General features: G+C 44.0%; 24 protein-coding genes. 12 read left to right on the top strand and 12 right to left on the bottom strand.

What is annotated here, in order from left to right; all coding sequences use genetic code 11:
• The first annotated feature begins 24 nt into the window (after window positions 1-24).
• Window positions 25-546 (top strand): hypothetical protein, encoded by a 522-nt coding sequence (locus QWZ05_RS02045; protein ID WP_290296215.1) that lies wholly within the window; start codon window positions 25-27, stop codon window positions 544-546.
• A gap of 171 nt (window positions 547-717) precedes the next feature.
• Here the strand turns inward: QWZ05_RS02045 and QWZ05_RS02040 are convergent, their stop codons facing one another.
• A complete protein-coding gene (locus tag QWZ05_RS02040; protein ID WP_290296213.1) occupies window positions 718-876 on the bottom strand; it encodes a hypothetical protein in 159 nt (52 codons plus the stop codon).
• Complete coding sequence (locus QWZ05_RS02035) at window positions 876-1,658, bottom strand: Rha family transcriptional regulator (protein WP_290296211.1); 783 nt, start codon at window positions 1,656-1,658, stop codon at window positions 876-878. The genes QWZ05_RS02040 and QWZ05_RS02035 overlap by 1 nt, the downstream gene beginning before the upstream one ends.
• 620 nt (window positions 1,659-2,278) lie before the next feature.
• Between QWZ05_RS02035 and QWZ05_RS02030 the strand changes: the two genes are divergently transcribed.
• Entirely contained in the window at window positions 2,279-2,416 is a 138-nt protein-coding gene (locus QWZ05_RS02030; protein ID WP_290296210.1) for a hypothetical protein, read from the top strand.
• Window positions 2,417-2,531: 115 nt separating this feature from the next.
• Here the strand turns inward: QWZ05_RS02030 and QWZ05_RS22280 are convergent, their stop codons facing one another.
• Window positions 2,532-2,819: a BRO-N domain-containing protein gene (locus tag QWZ05_RS22280; RefSeq protein ID WP_353958878.1), complete on the bottom strand. Its 288-nt coding sequence runs from the start codon at window positions 2,817-2,819 to the stop codon at window positions 2,532-2,534.
• 899 nt (window positions 2,820-3,718) lie between these two features.
• Between QWZ05_RS22280 and QWZ05_RS02025 the strand changes: the two genes are divergently transcribed.
• The 3 genes from QWZ05_RS02025 to QWZ05_RS02015 are packed head-to-tail and all read left to right on the top strand — an operon-like array spanning window position 3,719 to window position 5,114.
• Complete coding sequence (locus tag QWZ05_RS02025) at window positions 3,719-4,501, top strand: HTH domain-containing protein (RefSeq protein WP_290296209.1); 783 nt, start codon at window positions 3,719-3,721, stop codon at window positions 4,499-4,501.
• Entirely contained in the window at window positions 4,498-4,818 is a 321-nt protein-coding gene (locus QWZ05_RS02020) for a hypothetical protein (protein ID WP_290296208.1), read from the top strand. The genes QWZ05_RS02025 and QWZ05_RS02020 overlap by 4 nt, the downstream gene beginning before the upstream one ends.
• Window positions 4,818-5,114 carry a hypothetical protein gene (locus tag QWZ05_RS02015; protein ID WP_290296207.1) on the top strand — a complete coding sequence of 99 codons (297 nt, stop codon included), beginning with the start codon at window positions 4,818-4,820 and terminating at the stop codon, window positions 5,112-5,114. Before QWZ05_RS02020 ends, QWZ05_RS02015 begins: the two co-directional genes overlap by 1 nt.
• Window positions 5,115-5,217: 103 nt before the next feature.
• Here QWZ05_RS02015 and QWZ05_RS02010 read toward each other — a convergent pair whose 3' ends face one another.
• Together QWZ05_RS02010 and QWZ05_RS02005 are read right to left on the bottom strand one after the other, a co-directional pair.
• Window positions 5,218-5,868 carry a hypothetical protein gene (locus QWZ05_RS02010; RefSeq protein ID WP_290296206.1) on the bottom strand — a complete coding sequence of 217 codons (651 nt, stop codon included), beginning with the start codon at window positions 5,866-5,868 and terminating at the stop codon, window positions 5,218-5,220.
• Between the two features lie 122 nt (window positions 5,869-5,990).
• Complete coding sequence (locus QWZ05_RS02005) at window positions 5,991-6,461, bottom strand: hypothetical protein (RefSeq protein WP_264875544.1); 471 nt, start codon at window positions 6,459-6,461, stop codon at window positions 5,991-5,993.
• Between the two features lie 390 nt (window positions 6,462-6,851).
• On the opposite strand from QWZ05_RS02005, the gene QWZ05_RS02000 reads away from it, so the two are divergent.
• From QWZ05_RS02000 to QWZ05_RS01980, 5 genes are all read left to right on the top strand, one after another.
• Window positions 6,852-8,029 (top strand): IS3 family transposase gene (locus QWZ05_RS02000; RefSeq protein WP_290296012.1). Its coding sequence is split into 2 segments (ribosomal slippage): window positions 6,852-7,119 and window positions 7,119-8,029, totalling 1,179 coding nucleotides; the frame shifts between segments, so codons are not numbered across the junction.
• A gap of 117 nt (window positions 8,030-8,146) precedes the next feature.
• Window positions 8,147-8,419, top strand: coding sequence for a Rha family transcriptional regulator (locus QWZ05_RS01995; protein WP_290296204.1), 273 nt, complete (start codon window positions 8,147-8,149; stop codon window positions 8,417-8,419).
• Window positions 8,412-8,621: a DNA N-6-adenine-methyltransferase gene (locus QWZ05_RS01990; RefSeq protein WP_290296202.1), complete on the top strand. Its 210-nt coding sequence runs from the start codon at window positions 8,412-8,414 to the stop codon at window positions 8,619-8,621. Before QWZ05_RS01995 ends, QWZ05_RS01990 begins: the two co-directional genes overlap by 8 nt.
• Complete coding sequence (locus QWZ05_RS01985; RefSeq protein ID WP_290296200.1) at window positions 8,618-8,911, top strand: hypothetical protein; 294 nt, start codon at window positions 8,618-8,620, stop codon at window positions 8,909-8,911. The genes QWZ05_RS01990 and QWZ05_RS01985 overlap by 4 nt, the downstream gene beginning before the upstream one ends.
• Before the next feature lie 264 nt (window positions 8,912-9,175).
• Window positions 9,176-9,649 carry a hypothetical protein gene (locus QWZ05_RS01980; RefSeq protein WP_290296198.1) on the top strand — a complete coding sequence of 158 codons (474 nt, stop codon included), beginning with the start codon at window positions 9,176-9,178 and terminating at the stop codon, window positions 9,647-9,649.
• A gap of 41 nt (window positions 9,650-9,690) precedes the next feature.
• Here the strand turns inward: QWZ05_RS01980 and QWZ05_RS01975 are convergent, their stop codons facing one another.
• From QWZ05_RS01975 to ppiC, 5 genes are all read right to left on the bottom strand, one after another.
• Window positions 9,691-11,304, bottom strand: a complete 1,614-nt coding sequence (locus tag QWZ05_RS01975) for a recombinase family protein (protein WP_264875548.1) — start codon at window positions 11,302-11,304, stop codon at window positions 9,691-9,693.
• A gap of 142 nt (window positions 11,305-11,446) precedes the next feature.
• Entirely contained in the window at window positions 11,447-11,857 is a 411-nt protein-coding gene (locus QWZ05_RS01970; RefSeq protein ID WP_264875549.1) for a type 2 periplasmic-binding domain-containing protein, read from the bottom strand.
• A gap of 13 nt (window positions 11,858-11,870) precedes the next feature.
• A complete protein-coding gene (locus tag QWZ05_RS01965; protein ID WP_290296196.1) occupies window positions 11,871-12,989 on the bottom strand; it encodes a hypothetical protein in 1,119 nt (372 codons plus the stop codon).
• Between the two features lie 127 nt (window positions 12,990-13,116).
• A complete protein-coding gene (locus QWZ05_RS01960; protein ID WP_264876218.1) occupies window positions 13,117-14,583 on the bottom strand; it encodes a methyl-accepting chemotaxis protein in 1,467 nt (488 codons plus the stop codon).
• Between the two features lie 501 nt (window positions 14,584-15,084).
• Window positions 15,085-15,363: a peptidylprolyl isomerase PpiC gene (ppiC, locus tag QWZ05_RS01955; RefSeq protein ID WP_264875551.1), complete on the bottom strand. Its 279-nt coding sequence runs from the start codon at window positions 15,361-15,363 to the stop codon at window positions 15,085-15,087.
• Between the two features lie 165 nt (window positions 15,364-15,528).
• On the opposite strand from ppiC, the gene QWZ05_RS01950 reads away from it, so the two are divergent.
• Together QWZ05_RS01950 and QWZ05_RS01945 are read left to right on the top strand one after the other, a co-directional pair.
• On the top strand, window positions 15,529-16,443 hold the full coding sequence (locus tag QWZ05_RS01950) for a chemotaxis protein (RefSeq protein ID WP_264875552.1): 915 nt from the start codon (window positions 15,529-15,531) through the stop codon (window positions 16,441-16,443).
• 40 nt (window positions 16,444-16,483) lie between these two features.
• Window positions 16,484-16,618: a DUF2256 domain-containing protein gene (locus tag QWZ05_RS01945; RefSeq protein ID WP_264875553.1), complete on the top strand. Its 135-nt coding sequence runs from the start codon at window positions 16,484-16,486 to the stop codon at window positions 16,616-16,618.
• Window positions 16,619-16,635: 17 nt separating this feature from the next.
• On the opposite strand, the gene QWZ05_RS01940 is transcribed toward QWZ05_RS01945, so the two are convergent.
• Together QWZ05_RS01940 and QWZ05_RS01935 are read right to left on the bottom strand one after the other, a co-directional pair.
• Complete coding sequence (locus QWZ05_RS01940; protein WP_290296193.1) at window positions 16,636-18,207, bottom strand: cryptochrome/photolyase family protein; 1,572 nt, start codon at window positions 18,205-18,207, stop codon at window positions 16,636-16,638.
• Between the two features lies 1 nt (window position 18,208).
• Window positions 18,209-19,480, bottom strand: coding sequence for a DASH family cryptochrome (locus QWZ05_RS01935; RefSeq protein ID WP_290296191.1), 1,272 nt, complete (start codon window positions 19,478-19,480; stop codon window positions 18,209-18,211).
• Window positions 19,481-19,686 lie beyond the last annotated feature (206 nt).

The following is a 19,686-nucleotide window of genomic DNA, read 5'->3' as shown; positions in this document are numbered from 1 at the left end:
AAACCAGTGAACGAGATTAGAGACATGACTAAAGAATTAAACGAGTTTGTAGCTGCTGTATTCAGCAGTTCCCTAAACAAAGACGAATACAAACGTATGAGGCAGTTCTTCGAGGGTGCAGACCCAGAAGTACACTCAATCAAGACTCTTGGTGAGTTCTTGGTTAAGCTCAGTGATGAGTCCCAAGAGAAGCTTGATAAGCTAGAACCAGTGGTAGTTAAGTTGACCAAGGATATGTTCGAGGATAAGAAGAAGTTTGGTGCAGATGGTGCATACTTCGAGAAGGTATGGAAACCAGAAGCACTGAAGAAGGTTAAGGCTACAATGGGTCCAGCACTTGCTTGGTGGTACTTCGAGCACAAAGGCGACCAACTACTATCTATGGTTCAACGTAAAGTAGTGAAGCTACCTTACTCTCTTGAGGTTCAAACCAAGTTAGGTGATGTAGCTTATCCTGCTGAATACTTCGAGTATCAGAAGCAACAGGCATCGATGTTCGCTGCCAAGCACAAAGGCTTCACGGATAAGGCAGTAGTGTTCAAGTAAAGTGAACCACTCGTAGATACAAAGAAGGCTCCTGTTTAGGAGCCTTTTGTTTAGTTAAAGACGCTATCGAGCAAATCGTCAAAGATGCCTCTTGGATTTAGGTATTCTCGTTGATGCGTGGCAACTGACTTACCATTTGCGAACTTTGGTTCACCCTTAGGGGGTTGGTATTTACGAATAGTCATAGTCTTCTTCATCCTGATCTTCCACCAGCTGAATTGCGATACTGTTAACTACTGATAGAGGCATACCTGTCTCATCAGCAATGTCTTGATGTGCTTTCTTTAGTTGCTCGATGATAGCTAGTCGAATCTTCATACCTTTGTTCATTATTTCAGTTCCTTGTTGATGTACGCCTCAAGAGCTTCACGGAATGGTTCACAACGTTTAAGAGCATTAATGTTCCATACTGGGTAGCCGTCATGCTCGTGATTACCGATGTTTGTCATAACTACTTGGCGACAGATGCGAATTGAACCATCAGGACTACGTTGGATGAAGCCGATAGCTTCAAGAGCACGATTAACACCGATAGATGAACAACGTGCTTCACCATAGAACTCTGGTTTAAATGCATCTGCTACTGCCTTGGCAATGCTGTCGCACTTATCGTTGATGAATGACTCGTAATCTTCGATGCTGCTGATAAGTTGGTTCACTGCTTTTGAACCATCGAAGAACAGGTCTGCGTTCTCGACTGCTAACACATGCTTCTCACGTTCAGTTTTAGCCAGTTGAAGCTGTAGACGTTCTTTCTCTTCCTCACTATCAGCAAGAGCACGTAGAGCTTCTGCCTTTGTCTGGGGTAGTTGGAACTGTTGTTGCCTCTCCAGCTCTTTCCATCGCTTGATAACTTTCATACGAAGGATTGCGGAGTAGCCAGTTAGTAGGCAATCAGTTAGGTCACGGTCAAGATTGAACATTACATTCGACTTACCTGAGCCATCTTTGTACTGGGCTGAAAATTCAGCCGAGTCAATTTCAAGCTCATCAAACATCTTACGGATGTCTACAAGTACGTTCTTGTGAATCTTACCTGTCAGCTCTGCAATCTCTACAGACGACATAGTTAGGTTATTGTTTAGAACTGTTGTAGTTAATTGGTTATTCATTCGGATTACCCTATTGCAAGCAGGGTAACGGAGAAGTATTCTGACTTCATTCAGCGATTACCCAGTTGTTGAACTTAGCCCCCTTAGCCAATATGGTTCAGGGGGTTTCTCGTATCTAGGGCTATCAATCTTTCAAGAGGTCGGCTTACGTTCCTACACTTAAGGGACTCTGCAACTTACAAGTTGATACTCATTGGTTCGATGACCAATGATAACCACCTACTTCTTCAGGAGAGCTTGATGGTTCGCTACAGCCAATACGAAGGTAACTCTAGGTCATTGCTTGCTTGGCTGATGGGTTAATAATACCACCTATACAAAATCAACAGCCTGACTCTGACTAACAGAGTGTGGTTTCTCTCTCCTAACGAAAACAGACCCTATTGCACCTATGGTTCACATTCACTACACTGGCTTCGGACTCGATTGATGCAAGGTAGCCTTTTGTCTAGACACCTAAACTACCTTGCTCATCGAACGAATCAGCCTCCTCACAGTACGGAGGCTTTTTTGTGGGTGCTATATGGCTCTGTATGGGCTTGTATGCATTTGCATACAGAATGCTATACAATATAAGCAACTAAGCATTTACACCTTGTAGAGAGCCATAGGAGGCTACCATGACTATACGTGAATACTGTGCCTTCCACGTTAAAGGCGAAGACCCTCTTTGGAAGGGCATACAGTTAGCATCTAAGCTGAAAGTACATATCGATGATTTAGTATGCGTTACACTACTGAAGAGAGAGCTAGGTTAATAACCTATCAGGTTTACATCTGGTTCACTCGTGAAGGGTTAAAGAAGAGGAGCAAGGATGCTCCTCTCTTATTTTGGTTCAATCACTAGCCTATTAGCTATTCTTTCTAATGTGCTCATGCCTTTGATTTTAAGTTCTGCATTTCCCAACCCGTCAATTTGACGGGGCAGCTATCTGCCGTCGCGAATCGCGACAGTAGCTCTGACTTGATAACCAATCGGTAAAGGTCTGCTTCTGGGATGATCTGTGTGCCTCGATTTGATGCTGATTCTAAAATCCCATTTTGGGATGGTAGGATTTCAGCCCTCTTACAGTGAGTGCTGATTGCTTTTGCTGTATTCGAGTATCCAAGCTTCTCAGCTACTTCCTTACCGATGAAGTATGGTTTGCCTTCATGCTCGATCCAACCTAACCCGTTAAATGGACGGGTTGGGATTATTTTACCTGCCTGTCGTGAGTTCTCGTGTTTTACGAGAACTGCTTTTTTACAGTACCGACTGATTAATATTTGATGTAAGTAATGGTTCGTCCGAATATTCCCTGCGGCTATCAGGACTGCACTCGAATAACCTACGAGAACCTACCTAACCCGAACCAGAATACTATGCTGTCGCATTGCCAGTGCTTCGCACCGGCACCGTCTTCGGGTTCAGATCGGTAGAACCATCGTAGAACATTCTCGCTTGTCCTTACGCCTTGGGAATAGCTAAGGGGTGTGATGGCTCAACTAACACACTCACTACCCTGAGAGGGCTGTGTAGGGCAATCCTACAGGGGAATCGAATGGGTGAGGATTCTGATTCACTAAGGGGGTGGCTCTGCGTAGCAGAGACAAGCCGAAGGCTACCCGAGTGAGTCAGTAGACTCGCACAGTCGAGGCGTAGTCTGTAGGTGAAGCCCTAAAGCAGCACTCGACTGTCCGAAGGTCTGAAAACCTCTTTACCCTCTTCTCTATAGAGGAGCGTACATCTGCCAACTGAACCAATTTGGTAATATAGGGGTTATATTATTTTTTTTTCGCGTCTATCTTGGGTTTTGTTCAGTTTCACTGAACAGAGTGAACAGCCGTGGACAAGCATGTTTCTCTATGTAGGAATGTACATCTACCAACCTCTCCACCAGCCTAACCTTACCCCTGTGATTAATACCTAGTAAGGGTACTCATATAGTAAACCGACAAAAACCCGACATTTTTCCGACACAAACAAATACAGTAAAATAATTATACTATTTTACTTTACACCTATACCTAAGTGTAGGTTTAATTACTCCATCGACAACAAGAACGACTTGGAGACTTAAATGTCATTTATCAGTGAACGTCAGGCAATGCTGGACCACCTAAAGCAATCTCGTCAGGAGATGCGCACTAAGGTTGACCGCACTACTGAGAAGGAACTTCAACTATCTAGTTGGATTGCACAAATCGATAGCCAAACAGACGAGGAATACCTCAAGCACGAAGCAGCAGAGCCCACTGGTTCAGCGTATGCACCTCAGTTCCTTCACGAACATATGATTACAGCCTTGGCTGTTGCAGGTGAGCACGTAGCTCAGGGTAATTACGAAGCGACAGCCGTTGACGCTTTGATAGCTACAGCAATCCATCACGAAATACCTGACCCGGAACGCTACGCCTTGAGAGTTGTTGGTTACCCTTACACAAGAGCTTATGCCTGTGCAAAAGAAGCAGCGAAAATATCCCCTTTCCTTAATGAGCTCGACCAGTCACATCTTGGCGACCTCTGGGTGTCTGCCATCGACAACCCACGAACACGAGTAGGACGTAAATTGAACCAAACAATCACCTTTGCCAAGCAGCACAGCGGTAACTTTCATGCAGGACTTAGAGCGATGGGTAACATGGAGCTTACCCACGAGGTCCAAGACCTACGAGCGAGAATGGATTCAGTTGAATCAAATGTTGCTTCAATGGGCAAGTTGAACAAGATTACTCGCAGAGAGCAGGTAGTAAAGCACCACTCAAGAATGACAATAGCCCAAATGGCAGAAGCCTTTGGCGCAACAACTAGAACCATTGAACGAGACATCGCAGCACTACGTGAAGCAGGAGAAATAGCATGAACCTACAAGACCTACCTGAAAACTACCAACAAGCAATAGAAGAGCAAGGTGTTGAGGTTCTACTATTCCAAGTAATGCAGCGCCTAGGCGAGCAGTACCTTATCAACGATACACTTGCTAAGGATGTAGAAGTACTCAGAGAGGAAGTGAGAGACCTACAGGGTAAACGCGCTAATCCTTCATGGTTCGCAGTCGCAGACGAAATTAATGCTGAAGGTAAGTCCAAAGCAGAGATTGCTAGAGTTATCGGTAAAAGTCGGGTGACTGTTACCAATTACCTAAATAAGACCGGTATCTACGCAGAGGAGCAGAAGTAATGAACATTGATCTGGCACTACCGCTAGAAGTTCATAAGCGTATTGCCAGAACCAAGGCACAGAGGCTTTGTAAACAAGCTCAGAAAGAACGAGAGAAAGAAAACAGAGCCAACGGTAGACCAAAGAGTTATGACCCTTCACGGGACTACACAGACGTTCTAATGAAGATGTTCCCTAAGTTTGATGATGAACAGATTGAAGATGTCCTTCATCAATTGGATGGCACCAAAGATTCTGGCAAACGAGACCGGATACTCTGGTACTGGGAAAGAGAACACAAACTATTTCAATTATAAAAAGAGCTACCATTTAGGTGGCTCTTTTTTAGAGAGAGAAACGAGCCTTGAGCACATGTGCGCGTATTTCAGTTTAAGGGTACGAAGTACCCTCAAGGTTGGTTTACAGTTCAGTTGCCATGAATAGTGCTTCACGCGCGTAGTCTTCCATGTCTTCACGTTGTCTAGTAAAGAATGCTAATTTCTCTTCGTGGCCTTCATCACCTTCCATACTAGTTGGTAGTGAGATTGTTTCACCGCCATCACACCACTCATCTTGAGTGTAGTGAGTACCGCTTAGGAAGTTATGGTACTGTGCTTGGTGAGTGATGCTAACGAAGTTACTATAGCATTCCTGACCGTGTGGGAACGTATAGTAGTAGTAAGTAGTTCTGAGCAGCTCACCTGCTGAATACACCGGCTGGATGATAATCTCGTATTGAGCATCTTCATCTTCAATTACGTAAGTTCCTTGTATTAACTTAGACGTTCCTCGTACATCTTGAAAGCTTGCCAGAGTCACACCATTACACTCATTGTTCACGAATGTAATGAGGTCAGTGTGCTTATTTACGGTGTAGTGGTTGTACAGCGAGCAGTGCTCCATAGGTAAGACAGGCTCTGCCTCTTCGATAGGTGGCACAGGTACAGCTTCAATAGGAAGCATTGGTTTAGGTGGTTCTGGTACGTGACATTCGTTACTACAGCTAGTAGCGTCATCGCTACCACAGCCAACAAGTACGAGTGATAGTGCAAGTGTGATTAGTTTTTTCATGATTATTTCTCGTTTTAATTCGACAATGTTACAGAGCAAGTGATGCTGTCTTACCCATGCTCAAGGCGAATATTAATTCTCTATTTTATTTCATCAATTTTGGGACTGAAGTACCCGCATGGTTAAAAATATTTTGCGTTTTTACGTGCAATATCTACTTGATCTGCCCAATGACCATAGTCGTACTCGCTCATGATTTGGTGATAGTACATGTGGTCATCGCAGTAGTGATTTACTTCTCGATCATCTTCATATGACTTCTGGTAAGTCTCCGTAAAGCATAGTGAATTGTTTGAGTACTGGATTGTCCAGTGATACCAATTACCGCGCTTAACAATGTAGTAAGGCTTGAGGGTTCCTGTAGTGTCTGAGAATGTAAGGCTATCGCCAGCTGCACCTACTTGATGGTAGTAGTCATACTTGATGCGGTACGAGGTAACATCATTACACTCGTTAACCCTAAATAGGTGAGTATTCCCGCTAGCATCAATACGGTTCACGTCTGAGCAGTGTGGTTCGGGTGATGATGAGCTATCGCTACCACAACCAACAAGTACAAGTGATGCAAGGATAAGTGTGATTCGTTTGTTCATGATTTAAGCCTATCTATGACGAGAGCAGAGCAATATACAGGCAACAAATATTCTTATCTGAATATCAACTATTCCATATGGAATAACACCCCACACCAATATCTTTTTCACCGCTTGTATTTTTGAATTTCGTTGATGAATGCTATTCGTTTAAGAATAAAAAGAGACCGAACAATCGAGGGGAAATAGGCACAAAAAATCTAACCGAAGATGACCAGTCAATGAAAGTCGTAGATTTATATTTGAAGAGACTTGAGTGAAGATCTTAGGGCTGTAGTTCTTGTGACACGTATCCATTATCTTAACGAGATGTGTGTTTGTAGTGGCATAGTTAATTTGGCCACCTGATTAGAGGTGTTAGAATGCACCTCGTACACAACAGGTGAAACTATGACAAAACGTACAAGAAGAACTTTTAGTCCCGAATTTAAGCTAGAGGCCGCTCAGTTAGTCACTGACCAGGGCTATACCGTTGTTGAAGCAGCGAAGGCGATGAACGTAAGCAAGTCAGCCATGGACAAGTGGGTGAGACAACTCAAGCAAGAGAGGCAAGGTGTCACGCCAAAAGCTTCACCGCTCACCCCCGAACAGATCGAGATCCGTGAGCTTAAAAAGCGGATTGCTGAGCTGGAAGAGCACAATGAAATCATAAAAAAGGCTACTGCTCTGTTGATGTCGGACTCACTGAACAATTCTCGATAATCGAGAAACTCAAACAGAGCTACAGCGTAGCCAAGCTGTGTAAAGTGTTCGGTATCCATCGAAGCAGTTTTAAGTATTGGTGTAAGAAGCCCAAGACTCAATCTGAAGAAGATGTTCGTCTACGAGCCCTAGTTCAAGAAGCTCACAGCGTTAGTAATGGCTCAGCCGGTGCTAGAACTATTGCGAGTATCATAACGAACTCGGGCATCAAGTTCTCTCGCTACAGAGCCACTAAACTGATGAAAAAGCTTGGGCTAGTTAGCCGACAACTTCCCAAACACCGCTACAGCAAAGCAGCTCAGGAGCACATTGAAATCCCAAATCATTTAGATAGACAGTTCGCTGTGACTGCGCCTAATCAGGTCTGGGTTGGTGACGTGACCTATGTGTGGGCTGGAAATCGTTGGAGTTATCTTGCCGTTGTAATCGACCTCTTTGCACGTAAGCCAATCGGTTGGGCGATGTCATTTTCACCCGATAGCCAACTGACAGGAAAAGCACTTAAGATGGCCTATGAGTCACGCGGTAAGCCCTCTAATGTGTTATTTCACAGCGATCAAGGCAGTCACTATACGAGTCGTAAGTACCGCCAAACGCTCTGGCGATATCAGATAAAACAGAGTCTATCTCGACGAGGAAATTGCTGGGATAACAGTCCAATGGAGCGCTTCTTTAGAAGCCTAAAAACTGAGTGGGTGCCAGCTTGTGGCTACAGTAGTTTATCCGAAGCTTGGAAGAGCATTGTTGGCTACATCATTAGATATTACAGCCAAATCAGACCGCACCAGTACAATGGTGGCCTAACACCGAATGAATCGGAGAGGCAGTACTGGGAAACTTATAAAGCGGTGGCCAATTTTAGTTGACCACTACAAGGTTAACCTACCAACGTTATTGCCTTCGGCAGGATTAACAGCAGAGCAGCTTAACGAACTTCGTGAGAAACTGCGACTAGCAGAGCACGCAATGAGGCAACATACCAAATGATTACCAACACAAAAGAAATAGCTGATTACTTCGGCAAGCAACATCGTCACGTTATCTCTCTGGTTCGTGCACGACAAAAGGAAGGTATCTACCAAGCCAATCAAACCAGAGACAGCTTCTACCAAGGCAACAAGACTGGAATGATGCCAATGGTCGAACTAGACCTTATCGCAGCCCTAGAGCTCGTTGGTTCATTTTCAGGAGGGGCTACCCTCAAGTTCAAGAAGATGAAGTTTACCCAGATCTTAATGGAACGTACCAATGACTAAAGCAGTAATGGTAGGGCAACACTCTACCAACAAGAACGATTTATGGTTCACACCTGCAGAGTTCATCGAAGCAGCACGCAACACATTAGGTACTATCGATTTAGATCCTGCGAGTTGCCTACAAGCAAACAACACGGTTAAAGCGAACCGCTACTACACGGAACAGACCAACGGATTAGATAAACCATGGTTCACCAAATGACAGATCTAACCTACCTAGACTTGTCATTACCGGAAGAAGTCCTCCAACGTAAGCAGCAAAAGCTAACTGAGCAGCAACGTAAGCAACGTGAACGAGATAATAGGACAAATGGTCGTCCTAGGTCATACAACCACGACAGAGACCATACAGACGCGTTGAAGAAGCTCTACCCTAACCTATCTGATGAGCAGCTAGCAGAGTTCAAGATGCAACTGGACAGAACCATTGAACCAGTCAAACGAGGACGAGTGATGCAATATTGGAGAATGGTCGAGAAATCTACCCCATGACCTATTGCTCTATGGTTCATCTCTTAACATAATGAACACTCCTGCCATTCCTAGACAGATGGCAGTCCCTAGTGAGCGTAGTGAACTCACGTGATTAGCCAACCTTCGGGTTGGCTTTTTCATACCTATGGATAAACTCACTCACATCCACATTAACCTGTGTTTGTTTCTCGTATACCTGAGTGAGTTTATCGATGGGTATTTAACCGTACGCTTGCCTGTATCATAATGAACTAGTATCGATACAACACAGGAAACTTAACTATGGCGGGAATTAACCCAACAACTGGTCAATGGGACCCAAACTACAATCCAATGCAACCACAACAATTTGGTTCAATGTATGGTGGAGGCAATCCAGCAGACATGTATTCAGCCAATACCTTGGCACAGAACACACAACCACTACAGTTTACTACCCAGCAGCAAAACAACATTGCTAACTTACCGGGCAACCAAAGTGACTCATGGTTCAGCTTCGATAGAATGTTCGGTGGTCGTGATGGTCAAGGCAATCGTTCATCTGGTTGGGTATCTCCGGCTATTCAAGGTGCAGGTGTGTTAGCTAATAGCTGGCTTGGCTTCCAAGGCTTAGGTATTGCACAAGACCGATTGGCAATGCAGCAAGATGCTTGGGCTCTTCAACGCGCAGATTATGAATACCAACGAGACCGTAGAGATGCACAGAGTGCAGCCTATGATGAAGTCCGTAGAGGCAACACCGCAGGTAATCTGTAATGAAAAAAGGCTACCAAACGGTAGCCTTACTTATATCTGGTTCACTCTTCCCAAGGGTCAGGTAACACATCCAACGGCTTACCTGTATCAATCCATTGGTTCAATCGACCATCGGCAACAAACAGCATCCAGTTGGCTTTATCCAGTAGGTCTAGCTCTGCTTGTGGTTCATAGTACAGAATACCCTCTTGCAGAACCTCGTTGTTCTTAATGTAGTAGTGCTTGTTCAAACCAGACTTGAAGTAGATGCTGATTAGCATCTCTTTCCTACCCATCTTGTGGACCTGCACGGTATTAACAGACCGAACAATCACATCCCTGTACTCGTCAGTTGTCTCTGGTTCATCAAACGTACCAAAGTCGTCTGTGCTTGCCTGTGACAGTCTTGTTTCTTCGAGTTCGATGCGTAGGGCTTCTACATCCTGTTCAACTTGAGCAAGCATCTTAGCCATGATGTTAGATGGACTCTCCATATAGTCAGCTTCCATCTGGTTAAGTTTAGCTTGTGCTTCATCCAGTCGCGCTACCACAGGCGTAACCTTGTCTTCCTTCACTGGTTTAGGCTGAACAGAGAACCAAGTCAGAGAACGCTTCACAGCTTCGTGTACCGGCTCTGAGCTACAGCTCATACCTTTGCACTTGGCTCGATTAGTCATGCCATTGATGCAGCGATAGGCTTTACGTCCACCAGCAGTGTAGTAGTTCATACCACCACCACAGCTACGACACTTCAGTACCTGCAACCCATTCAAGATAGTAGGCTTGTTCTTACTGGTTCGTGAATGCGTAGCAGTCTTCTTCCTAGCTTGGATTTGATAGAACTCATCCTCAGTAATCACCTGAGGGAAATAACCTGATAATTCGTGCTCAACACCATCAAGAGTAAACACAGCTAAACCAGTTAGAGATTTGCTCTTGGTGAACCTAGTAACAGTGGTTCGATACCATCCCTTACCATTCGGAGGTGTGTACAGCTCGTTAAGGTCACTAAGCAGCTTTGTAGTACCAACACCACTCAGAGACTGTTGAGCAATCCACTGAGCTACACCAAAGTAATACGGATGTGGTTTTACTGAACCATCGGATGATTCCACCCACCAAGGCAAGGAGCCTACCGACTTAATTGCAATCGGATTGCCATCAGCAGCACGTTCCCCCTTGTGAAACCTTTCAATCAAGGCAAGTGCATTACCCTTGGTTCTCTTCGACTTCTTCAGTGATTCCTCGTGAGCTTGTGCCATGATGATGACAGACACGATAAGGTCAGCAGTAAGGTTTGGGGAATCACTACAATAGAGCTTACTGTCCATAGCCGTGTAGATACGTATGCCTCGGTTAATCACCGATAACATAAGTTCCATAGCATCGTTGGTTTTGGCTCTCGATAGACGGTCTAGGGACGTTATGACAAGGATAGAGCCCTTGATGATTGAACCAGTAGAGATAAGCTGAAGTATCCGACCAAACTCACCTTGGAGGTTGTGAGAGTGAAAGCCAGATAGACCTTCATCACTGAAAGTACGCTCATCAATCGGCAAACCGTACTCTTTGGATAACTGGTTCAGTAATTTATAGTCTTGCTGCTGCTCGATACCTGTACCTTCTAACTGCTTGGCACTGGATACCCTCGAATAGCTAATAAGGGTTGGTTTCATGTTGTTCCTATTGGTTAGATACAAAAAAAGACAAGCCGTTTGGCTTGCCTTTAGTATAGAACAAAGTGATACATCTGACCTTTCGGTTTCCCAACTGGTCTTGTGACAACTAAAACGCTTTAAGGTTTTATTTTGACTTCAATTAGTATTGAGTCAGCACTTTTACATCGCCTGTCACAGCTGATGCATCAACATAACCGATCGCGTTTGTATCGCTCTTCACCGCGTTGATAACGGCCGAGTAATCTGCGACTTGGATTGGCGCTTCTGCTTTACCCGTAAACACGAGGCGAGACCAAGCAGACTGCAGTTGAGATTCACTACGGCCAGTTGAAACCGAGTGGAATGCTAGGCGGCCTTCTGCACCGTCATTCAGCTCAATAATTTTTGCTGTTTGACCGTTCGGCAGCTGAGTCTTCTTACCCATAAATAGCTTCTTAACATCGCCTTCGCTCAGTGCGTCTACACCTGCGCTGTTGCCAATCACAACCATACCCGCTGTTGCATTAAACGCTAGTGCTGCTGTTGCAAGAAGAGTCAATAGTTTTTTCATAGTTCCCTTCCCCTTAGAATACGAAGTCTAGACGTGCTGAGTAGACAAGTGAGCTATCTTCATTAAAATTGCCCGTCGGTACTATAGACCCCCCGCCCATTTCGACCAACTCTAGGTTTGAAGCAAATCCACCACTGGTGTCTTTGTAGTCAACGTAAGTAACATCCAATTTAAGTGCCATATTCTTTGTAAAATCCCAGCGAGAACCAACCGAATATGACATACGCTCATAATTCATGACTAAAGCGCTTAATCCACTACGTTCTTCATCATCAGTAGTTTCTACCCAGCCAGCTGCAAGGTAAGGTGTAAAGTTCCCTACTCGATAACCTAGCAAGCCGTTCACGGAGCGATAATCATAAAATTCCCCGTCCAGTTGAACGTCAGCAGCTTCCACATTCGCTAAGAAGTCGCCATTATCATATTGGGCGCCGATCGAAATAAACTGACCATCTTTACCAGCAATCATATCCGTTGAAGTGCCGTTATAAACACTATTGGTTGGATTCGCTTCAGCAGCAAAGTAAGAGCCTCTAAGCATAAAGTCGTTATAAATCCACTGAGCACTCAGACCATACATGTTGTCTAGTTTAACTTCACCGAGCTCTGAGTCATCTTCATCAATTTGTGCAATACCAACTACCGGTTGGAATAGAAGTGTTGAGTTTTCAAAATCAACTGGAATCAGTAGATCCGCACCCGTATAGCCTTTAAGAACAAGGTTCTCATATAGCTCTTGCGATGGACGAATCATTGGGTATGCATAACCTACATCCGTGTAATCTGAGTAGAAGAACAGCGGAAGACGCAGTTTACCTGCGCGCGCAGTGAAAGAATCAAACGCGTAGCTAGCGTAAGCCATTTCAATTTTAGGCTCGTAGTCGTAACGGCTGTTAGCCACAACTTGTGTAACGAACTTTGCACGGTCATTAATACGGAAATCAAATTGTAGACCTGCAAGCGTCTCTTGTTCCCAATCCAATTTCTCGTCTGTGTAACCTGCATAGCCAACCGCATTATCTGATTGACCAATACCAACCGAGCCGAAACCACTGATTCTTAGATCATCCCATCCAGCAGCATTCGCGCCCAGTGATAAACCCACTAGAGCCGCAACAAGCGTTCTTTTCATTTTGTAACTCCACTACGTTAATAGTTTTTATTGTTTTGTCGTTCTATGAACGAATTTTGAATAGACAACCCCCTGCGCAACCTCATGTCACACATAATAAATACGTAGGGGGATGGTTGAGCTTGAATTAACCGACTTTAAAGTGGCCCGTTAATTCAGATAGGTTCGCCGTGATATTGTTAATATCATTTGCAACTTGATCTAATTCACCCACACTCGCGGCTGTGCCTTGAGCCATATGGCGAATATCATCAACAAAGCTTTCAATGGTCGACGAGGTTTGCTGCTGCTCTTCTGTTGCAGCGGCAATCACTTCATTGCGTTGGCTGATTTCAGCTACATCAGAAGTAATACGGATCAATGACTGTTCCGCTACCAGTGATTTATCAACACACTCTTCAGCTTTAGCTGCGCTCTCTGCGATGATCGCAGCGGCAGTTTTTGTCTGTTCTTGCAATTGATGCAGAACGGTTTGAATTTCTTGAGTAGACGTTTGAGTTCTCGATGCAAGCGTACGTACTTCATCGGCAACAACCGCGAAGCCTCGACCTTGCTCACCCGCTCGCGCCGCTTCAATCGCTGCATTCAACGCCAATAGGTTGGTTTGTTCAGCAATCGCACTGATGGCATCAAGAATTGAGCCCGCGCTCTGGGTATTCTGGTCGAGCTGCTGTACTACTTCAGAGGCGTTACGCACATCGTTAGTTAGCTCTTGAACCGCAGTAATCGTACTCTTAACTTGCTCTTCACCGTGAGATGCTTGCTCACTTGCACTCATTGCAGAGGTGGAGGCATCATTAGCGTTTTGGGCGATATTACGTGCTGCCGCAAAAAGCTGACCTAATGAATCAGAGACTTCTTCAATTGAACGGTTTTGTTTTACGGTTAACGCACTGGTTGAACGGCTTGAGTCCACCAATGAGTTTGAGATCATATCTAACTGACTCACGTTCTGAATCGTGTTAGTCACGTTATTTTGTAGTTTTTCAACAAAAGCATTGAATGAGTCAACTAGGTCACGCAACTCATCTTTCTTGTCGTGCACTAGGCGTACAGTAAGATCCCCTTCGCCTTTGGCAATATCATGCATTTTGTCGGTGATTGAACCGAGGTCAGCACGAATGCCACGCACAACAAAGAAACTCATGACAGAAATAAGAGACAAGGCTAAACCACCCAGAATCAGCATCAATGCCTGCGCTTGGGAGTTGTTTGCTTCTAGTGTCGCTACAGAAGTTTCAAAATCGGCCTGACGAGCGATTGAAAAATCGTCCATTGCTGTAGTAATACGTTCAAGCATGACACTGTTATCAGCTGCAAGCTTTGCCGCTTGTTGAAGGTTAATATCACCTTCAATCATACCAAATGCCACTTTATAGGCTGACTCGAAATAGACGTTAATTTCACGCTCTAGCTGATTTACTTGAGAAGACAGTGTTGGTTGCAGTTTTTGCTGCAACTGGAAATTACGCACAATTTGTTCAACAGTATTGCGGTTCGCCTCAAGCATCTCTTCATCACCAATAGTAACGGCGAGATTAAAACGCTCAGCGAGCTGATTGATGAGAACACTGTTCAATGATGCCGAGTTCATTACTGGGTAATAAACTTTATCAATGTCGGTAACTTGGTCAGTATTGCTTAATAGCGCATTACCACCAACCGTTAAAACCCCGCCAAAACCAGCAACCGATAGTAGACACAATCCTACGATCTTATTCTTAATAGACAACGACAACATAGTCTTCCTTAACTGCCTTTGGAACATTTATCGATACGACAAATGTTTAAATATTATTATTGTTTCAGTACACATTGTTACAAATCGAAATATATCAGATAGCAGTTGGTAAAAAAAAGGCCTATTTTGATAAAAATATCACCCATTTATTTGACGAATGTCAGAAATACCACCAATTTACACATTAATTCATACAAATCAGCAAGCTACAAAATACAACAAAAAAATGACGCCAAAAATGCGTCATTTATTGTAAGAGATTTGTGAGAGCAATCACTCTAATGATTTGGGCAATATATTACAGATGAGTCGAGCATATTTACCGAATTCATCATTTACCCAAACTTGATTAATTTATGTTCGATATAGCACCTTCACAACGTGCCAACCAAATTTAGTTTTTACAAGATGCGGAACTAATGTTTCACCCGAGAAACAGACTTTATCAAATTGTGGAACCATTTGGCCGCGTCTAAACTCACCTAAATCACCGCCCTTTTTGCCTGATGGACAAGTCGAGTATTTGCGCGCTAACGTTTGAAATTTTGCGCCCTTTTTTAGTTGCTTAATAATGTCTTCAGCCTGCTCTTTGTGCTTGACCAAGATGTGAAGTGCTGCTGCGGTGTTCGCCATGGTAAGAAGCCCTTAATAAAAATGTGTGATCATTATATCATTTTTCATGTCTGACTCTCTAGCTGAAACAAGGTTGAGGTATTTTGAATAGTTATCGAAATCTGTAACGCAATACATTGAAAAAAGTAATACAATTAGGCGTTCGTAGTAGAGGAACGAATCAATATGGCAAAAGTAGAAAGCAAAGCGAATCAGTCGCAAGGTATGTTGATGTTTACCTTGAACATGCAAAAACAGCTGTTCGCTATCGGTACACTCAAAGTACGAGAAATTGTACCCTATATGCCAACCACTCAGATTCCCTACTCCCATCACCATGTAGTTGGTACAGTGACCATTCGCGGTAAGACAATACCTGTCATTGATATGCCTGCGGCTATTGGATTTCGTCCTATCCAGCCAGACGAGTATGAATCGACTTATCTGATCGTCACGGATTGCTTACGTACCGTTGTTGCGTTTATGGTGCGCTCGATAGAAAAAATTATTGAGTGTAATTGGCGTTCTATTGAACCAGCGCCTGAAAGTGCCGGCAAGAATGTATTTGTTACGGGTATCGCTCGATTTGAAGATCACATTGTGCAAATGCTCGATGTCGAGCTGTTGCTCTCAAAAATTTATCCTCAGTATGAATCTGCTTCGATTCCAATCGTTACCGATGTAGAACGTGAGCGTTTAAAGCAGATGAATATTTTATTGGTTGATGACTCAACTATCGCACGTAAACAGCTATCCGATGCCCTTGATAGCATTAATATTAGCTACCAAATGTCGCATAATGGTATGGATGCTCTAGAGCGAATGCGCAAAGCCGCTGCTGATGGCCAAGCCTTTGATTTACTGGTTAGTGACATTGAAATGCCGGGTCTTGATGGTTACGAACTGGCATTTGAAGTACAAAATGATAAAGCGCTAAACCACTGTTACCGTATTCTCCATACCTCTTTATCAAGTGAAATCTCGGTTGATCGCGCCCATCAGGTTGGCGCACATGATGCACTTGAGAAATTTAATGCGGCAGAACTGGTTAAGGCGATGCTTATTGGCGCGAAAACCATCAATGATCAGATGATGGCTTGATCTGCGTATAACGCTTACGATTCAACTGAAAGTAAGCGTTATGACTCACAAGAAACTCAATCTACCCCAAAAAACCTGTCCGGTTTGCCAAAGGCCTTTTACGTGGCGTAAAAAATGGCGGTTGAACTGGGACACGGTTATCTATTGCTCTAAACGCTGCGCGAGTGCTCGATAGTTCATATTGCTACAGTCCTACAAATCCTCTAAGTTTTGCAAGTATGTCTCTGCAGTTTGAAGCGTGTTTTGTTGCTCTTGGGGCGCTAAGTTATCCCAGTTACGAAATACCATATTCATTCGTGGGTTTCTGGTGAGGGTATCACGATACTTAACCATGAAGCGCCAGTAGAGCGCATTGAATGGGCAAGCCCCATCACCGCTGCGTTGCTTAATGTTGTAGTGACAACCTTTACAGTAATCACTCATTCTATTGATGTAGGCCCCCGACGAAACATAAGGCTTTGAAGCAATTAAACCACCATCGGCATAAAGCGCCATCCCGATGGTATTGGGGAGTTCGACCCACTCTATCGCATCGATATAGATCCCCAAATACCACTCATGCACTGCTTTCGGATCGATTTCTGCTAATAAACTGAAATTACCCGTTATCATCAACCGTTGTATATGATGCGCGTAAGCATATTCCAACGATTGATCAATCGCGTGTTTTACACAACTCATTTTGCAATGGCCGTCCCAAAAATAACTCGGCAATGAGTTTGTGTGGTTTAAGTGATTTTTACACTCATAATTGGGCATGTTAGCCCAGTACATCCCTCTGACATACTCTCGCCAGCCTAGGATTTGACGTACAAACCCCTCTACTTGCGCGAGTAGCTCACGGCTTGGAGCTCTTTGATAAACCGCGAGCACAGCATCGAACACCTCTCTTGGAGAAAGCATTTTACTGTTTAAAGAAAACGAAAGTCGGCTATGGTAGAGGCTCCATTGGTTGGGTGTATTCTGTGTCATTGCATCTTGAAAGGTGCCGAATAAGGGTAAGCAAATTTGGCAAAAGTTCGCCAGTATATTCAGTGATTGATTGCGATTTATCGGCCACAAAAGATGATCATCAACATGTCCAAAACCAAGAACGTTATGACTCTTCAAGCGCGAAACAATGTCACTAACGTCATTGGCAAAAACAAGCGGTTCAGGAACGGCATCAATGTCGGTTTTTTTGAGCTTTTTCCGATTCTCAACATCATAGTTCCACTTACCTCCCACTGGTTCTCCATCTTGCTCCAATAGAATCTGATGCTGCTTGCGCATTCGGCGATAAAAACTCTCTAATCGGACAGCTTTGTTGCTCGGAAATTGCTTTAGTAACCCATCAAAATCGCACATGAAGTGCTCGGTGTCCGCTTCGATTTTTGCCACATCAGTCAATGTAAGCTGACGCAACTGCGCTAATAAACGGTATTCATCTGGACGTTGATAATGAAGGTATGACGCGCCCGTTTGCTTGCAAATAGCATCTAGCAATTCAGGCAACACAGCATATGTATGAGTGTCATCTAAGGTGAGATGCAATACCTGATGCCCTTCTTCAATGAGCCCGTCAGCAAATGCCTTCATTGCTGCGAAGAATGCCACTTGTTTTTGAGCGTGATGATGAACATAAGCTTGCTCTTGTTTTAGTTCAGCGATAACAAATAAAACGGTGTCATCCTGTTGTTGATACCAAGAGTGCTGGCTATTGAGTTGGTCGCCCAATATGAATTTAATGTGAGTGTAAGCCTTAATATCACGTATTTTGGTCATGTTACGCTTCCACCCATCTCTTTATGAACTCTCTGTTTGGGTCGTACCATTGGGTTTGTTTTTCTAAATCAAACTTGCGATGACCTCTAGGGTCAGCCCCTACCCCCGCGAGATATTGCCAATTGCCCCAGTTTGAAGAGACATCATAGTCAATGAGCATCGCTTCAAAGTAAGCCGCGCCATAACGCCAGTCTAAGCCGAGTTCATGCACGAAACAGCTAGCCACTAACTGACGTCCTCTATTCGACATCATGCCTGTTTGATTTAGCTGACGCATACACGCGTCCACCACATCATAGCCGGTACGGCCCGCACACCACGCACGATACTGTTCAGCATAAAACGTAGTAAGGGGGCGCTTTTGTTGAATACCATCAAAAGCAAACAACTTAGCGCCGTGTTTTTCAGCATAGAGGCGAAAATACTCGCGCCACAGTAGCTCGAACAAGATCCAATAAGTAGAGTCGTTTTGTCCATTTTCATGCTCATACTGTTTGAGCGCTGAAACGATTTGTCGTGGCGTAATACAACCCCATGCTAGCCATAACGAAAATACCGTTGAATGTTGCCACTCATCAAAGTGATTCCGTGTCTCTTTGTAAGAGGATGCTTTGTTAGTTTCAAAGTATGCTTTTAAATGGTCAGCACCTGATGACTCACCGCCTGAAAAAATCAGGTTTGCACTCTCGTTGCTATCGCTAAACGGCTCAATGCCTTGAATATTGCAAACATAAGGCTCTACATCATTGAGTGTTGGCGACTCTAGAGGTCGTAAAATTGGTATCTTTTCAACTATTTTTCGAAACGACGAAAAACTACTCGGCAATAGTTCAATCTCGAAAGGTAGGTCAGACTGATTAAATAGTGCATTGCTACACACACTGTGAACTGCGATGTTAGAGTGTCTATTCTCGACATACTCTTTTAAACGAAGTAAATCCCAATCGGCACCCGTACACAGATAAACGTCAGTAATGGCCTCGTTTAATGAGAGAAGCTGAGTGATGATTCTGCTGCGTTGACCAACAAACTGGTGCAGAACATGCCCAAATTCACCGACAGATGCTTTTAGGTGTTGCAAAGACTGTTGGCGAAAAGCGCGCTTGTGTTCTCCCTCCCGTTGATGAGGGGAGAAGTGCTGATGAAAGTGCGTTTGAGAAGCATGAATATAGACAAAAAGCAGACTATCACACTCACTCAACGCTCGTTGTAGTTGCAAGTTATCTTCAATGCGCAGGTCTTGAGTAAAGCAATACAAAGCGATACGTTTCAATATTCCTTCTCCAAGTGTTCGTTATTTATATTGTGACTTGATGTCTTATGCCTCTCGCAGACTTCCCTAACCTAGAGCCCGACACTATTTTAGTTGCGACACAGTTTTCGTTACGACAAAGAGCTGTTTACGATCATCAAACATCGTTATAACCCTATTTATTAGCAGTAATTTATCAGCAAATTAGGTATGCTCTTTGTCTAAAG

The organism is Vibrio agarivorans (genome assembly GCF_030409635.1).
Classification (GTDB): domain Bacteria; phylum Pseudomonadota; class Gammaproteobacteria; order Enterobacterales; family Vibrionaceae; genus Vibrio; species Vibrio agarivorans.
Note: the sequence above shows the minus strand (reverse complement) of the source record. Positions and strands in the feature narration are given on the sequence as shown.

Bases quoted from the DNA above. Each gene is read 5' to 3' on its own strand.
- QWZ05_RS02005 (WP_264875544.1), bottom strand. From the start codon at position 6,461: ATGAACAAACGAATCACACTTATCCTTGCATCACTTGTACTTGTTGGT.
- QWZ05_RS01965 (WP_290296196.1), bottom strand. From the start codon at position 12,989: ATGAAAAGAACGCTTGTTGCGGCTCTAGTGGGTTTATCACTGGGCGCG.
- QWZ05_RS01945 (WP_264875553.1), top strand. From the start codon at position 16,484: ATGACTCACAAGAAACTCAATCTACCCCAAAAAACCTGTCCGGTTTGC.
- QWZ05_RS01970 (WP_264875549.1), bottom strand. From the start codon at position 11,857: ATGAAAAAACTATTGACTCTTCTTGCAACAGCAGCACTAGCGTTTAAT.
- QWZ05_RS02020 (WP_290296208.1), top strand. From the start codon at position 4,498: ATGAACCTACAAGACCTACCTGAAAACTACCAACAAGCAATAGAAGAG.
- QWZ05_RS01940 (WP_290296193.1), bottom strand. From the start codon at position 18,207: ATGACCAAAATACGTGATATTAAGGCTTACACTCACATTAAATTCATA.
- QWZ05_RS02030 (WP_290296210.1), top strand. From the start codon at position 2,279: ATGACTATACGTGAATACTGTGCCTTCCACGTTAAAGGCGAAGACCCT.
- QWZ05_RS01980 (WP_290296198.1), top strand. From the start codon at position 9,176: ATGGCGGGAATTAACCCAACAACTGGTCAATGGGACCCAAACTACAAT.
- QWZ05_RS01975 (WP_264875548.1), bottom strand. From the start codon at position 11,304: ATGAAACCAACCCTTATTAGCTATTCGAGGGTATCCAGTGCCAAGCAG.
- QWZ05_RS02010 (WP_290296206.1), bottom strand. From the start codon at position 5,868: ATGAAAAAACTAATCACACTTGCACTATCACTCGTACTTGTTGGCTGT.
- QWZ05_RS01995 (WP_290296204.1), top strand. From the start codon at position 8,147: ATGATTACCAACACAAAAGAAATAGCTGATTACTTCGGCAAGCAACAT.
- QWZ05_RS02045 (WP_290296215.1), top strand. From the start codon at position 25: ATGACTAAAGAATTAAACGAGTTTGTAGCTGCTGTATTCAGCAGTTCC.
- QWZ05_RS01990 (WP_290296202.1), top strand. From the start codon at position 8,412: ATGACTAAAGCAGTAATGGTAGGGCAACACTCTACCAACAAGAACGAT.
- QWZ05_RS01960 (WP_264876218.1), bottom strand. From the start codon at position 14,583: ATGAACTCGGCATCATTGAACAGTGTTCTCATCAATCAGCTCGCTGAG.
- QWZ05_RS01950 (WP_264875552.1), top strand. From the start codon at position 15,529: ATGGCAAAAGTAGAAAGCAAAGCGAATCAGTCGCAAGGTATGTTGATG.
- ppiC (WP_264875551.1), bottom strand. From the start codon at position 15,363: ATGGCGAACACCGCAGCAGCACTTCACATCTTGGTCAAGCACAAAGAG.
- QWZ05_RS02025 (WP_290296209.1), top strand. From the start codon at position 3,719: ATGTCATTTATCAGTGAACGTCAGGCAATGCTGGACCACCTAAAGCAA.
- QWZ05_RS02035 (WP_290296211.1), bottom strand. From the start codon at position 1,658: ATGAATAACCAATTAACTACAACAGTTCTAAACAATAACCTAACTATG.
- QWZ05_RS02040 (WP_290296213.1), bottom strand. From the start codon at position 876: ATGAACAAAGGTATGAAGATTCGACTAGCTATCATCGAGCAACTAAAG.
- QWZ05_RS02015 (WP_290296207.1), top strand. From the start codon at position 4,818: ATGAACATTGATCTGGCACTACCGCTAGAAGTTCATAAGCGTATTGCC.
- QWZ05_RS01985 (WP_290296200.1), top strand. From the start codon at position 8,618: ATGACAGATCTAACCTACCTAGACTTGTCATTACCGGAAGAAGTCCTC.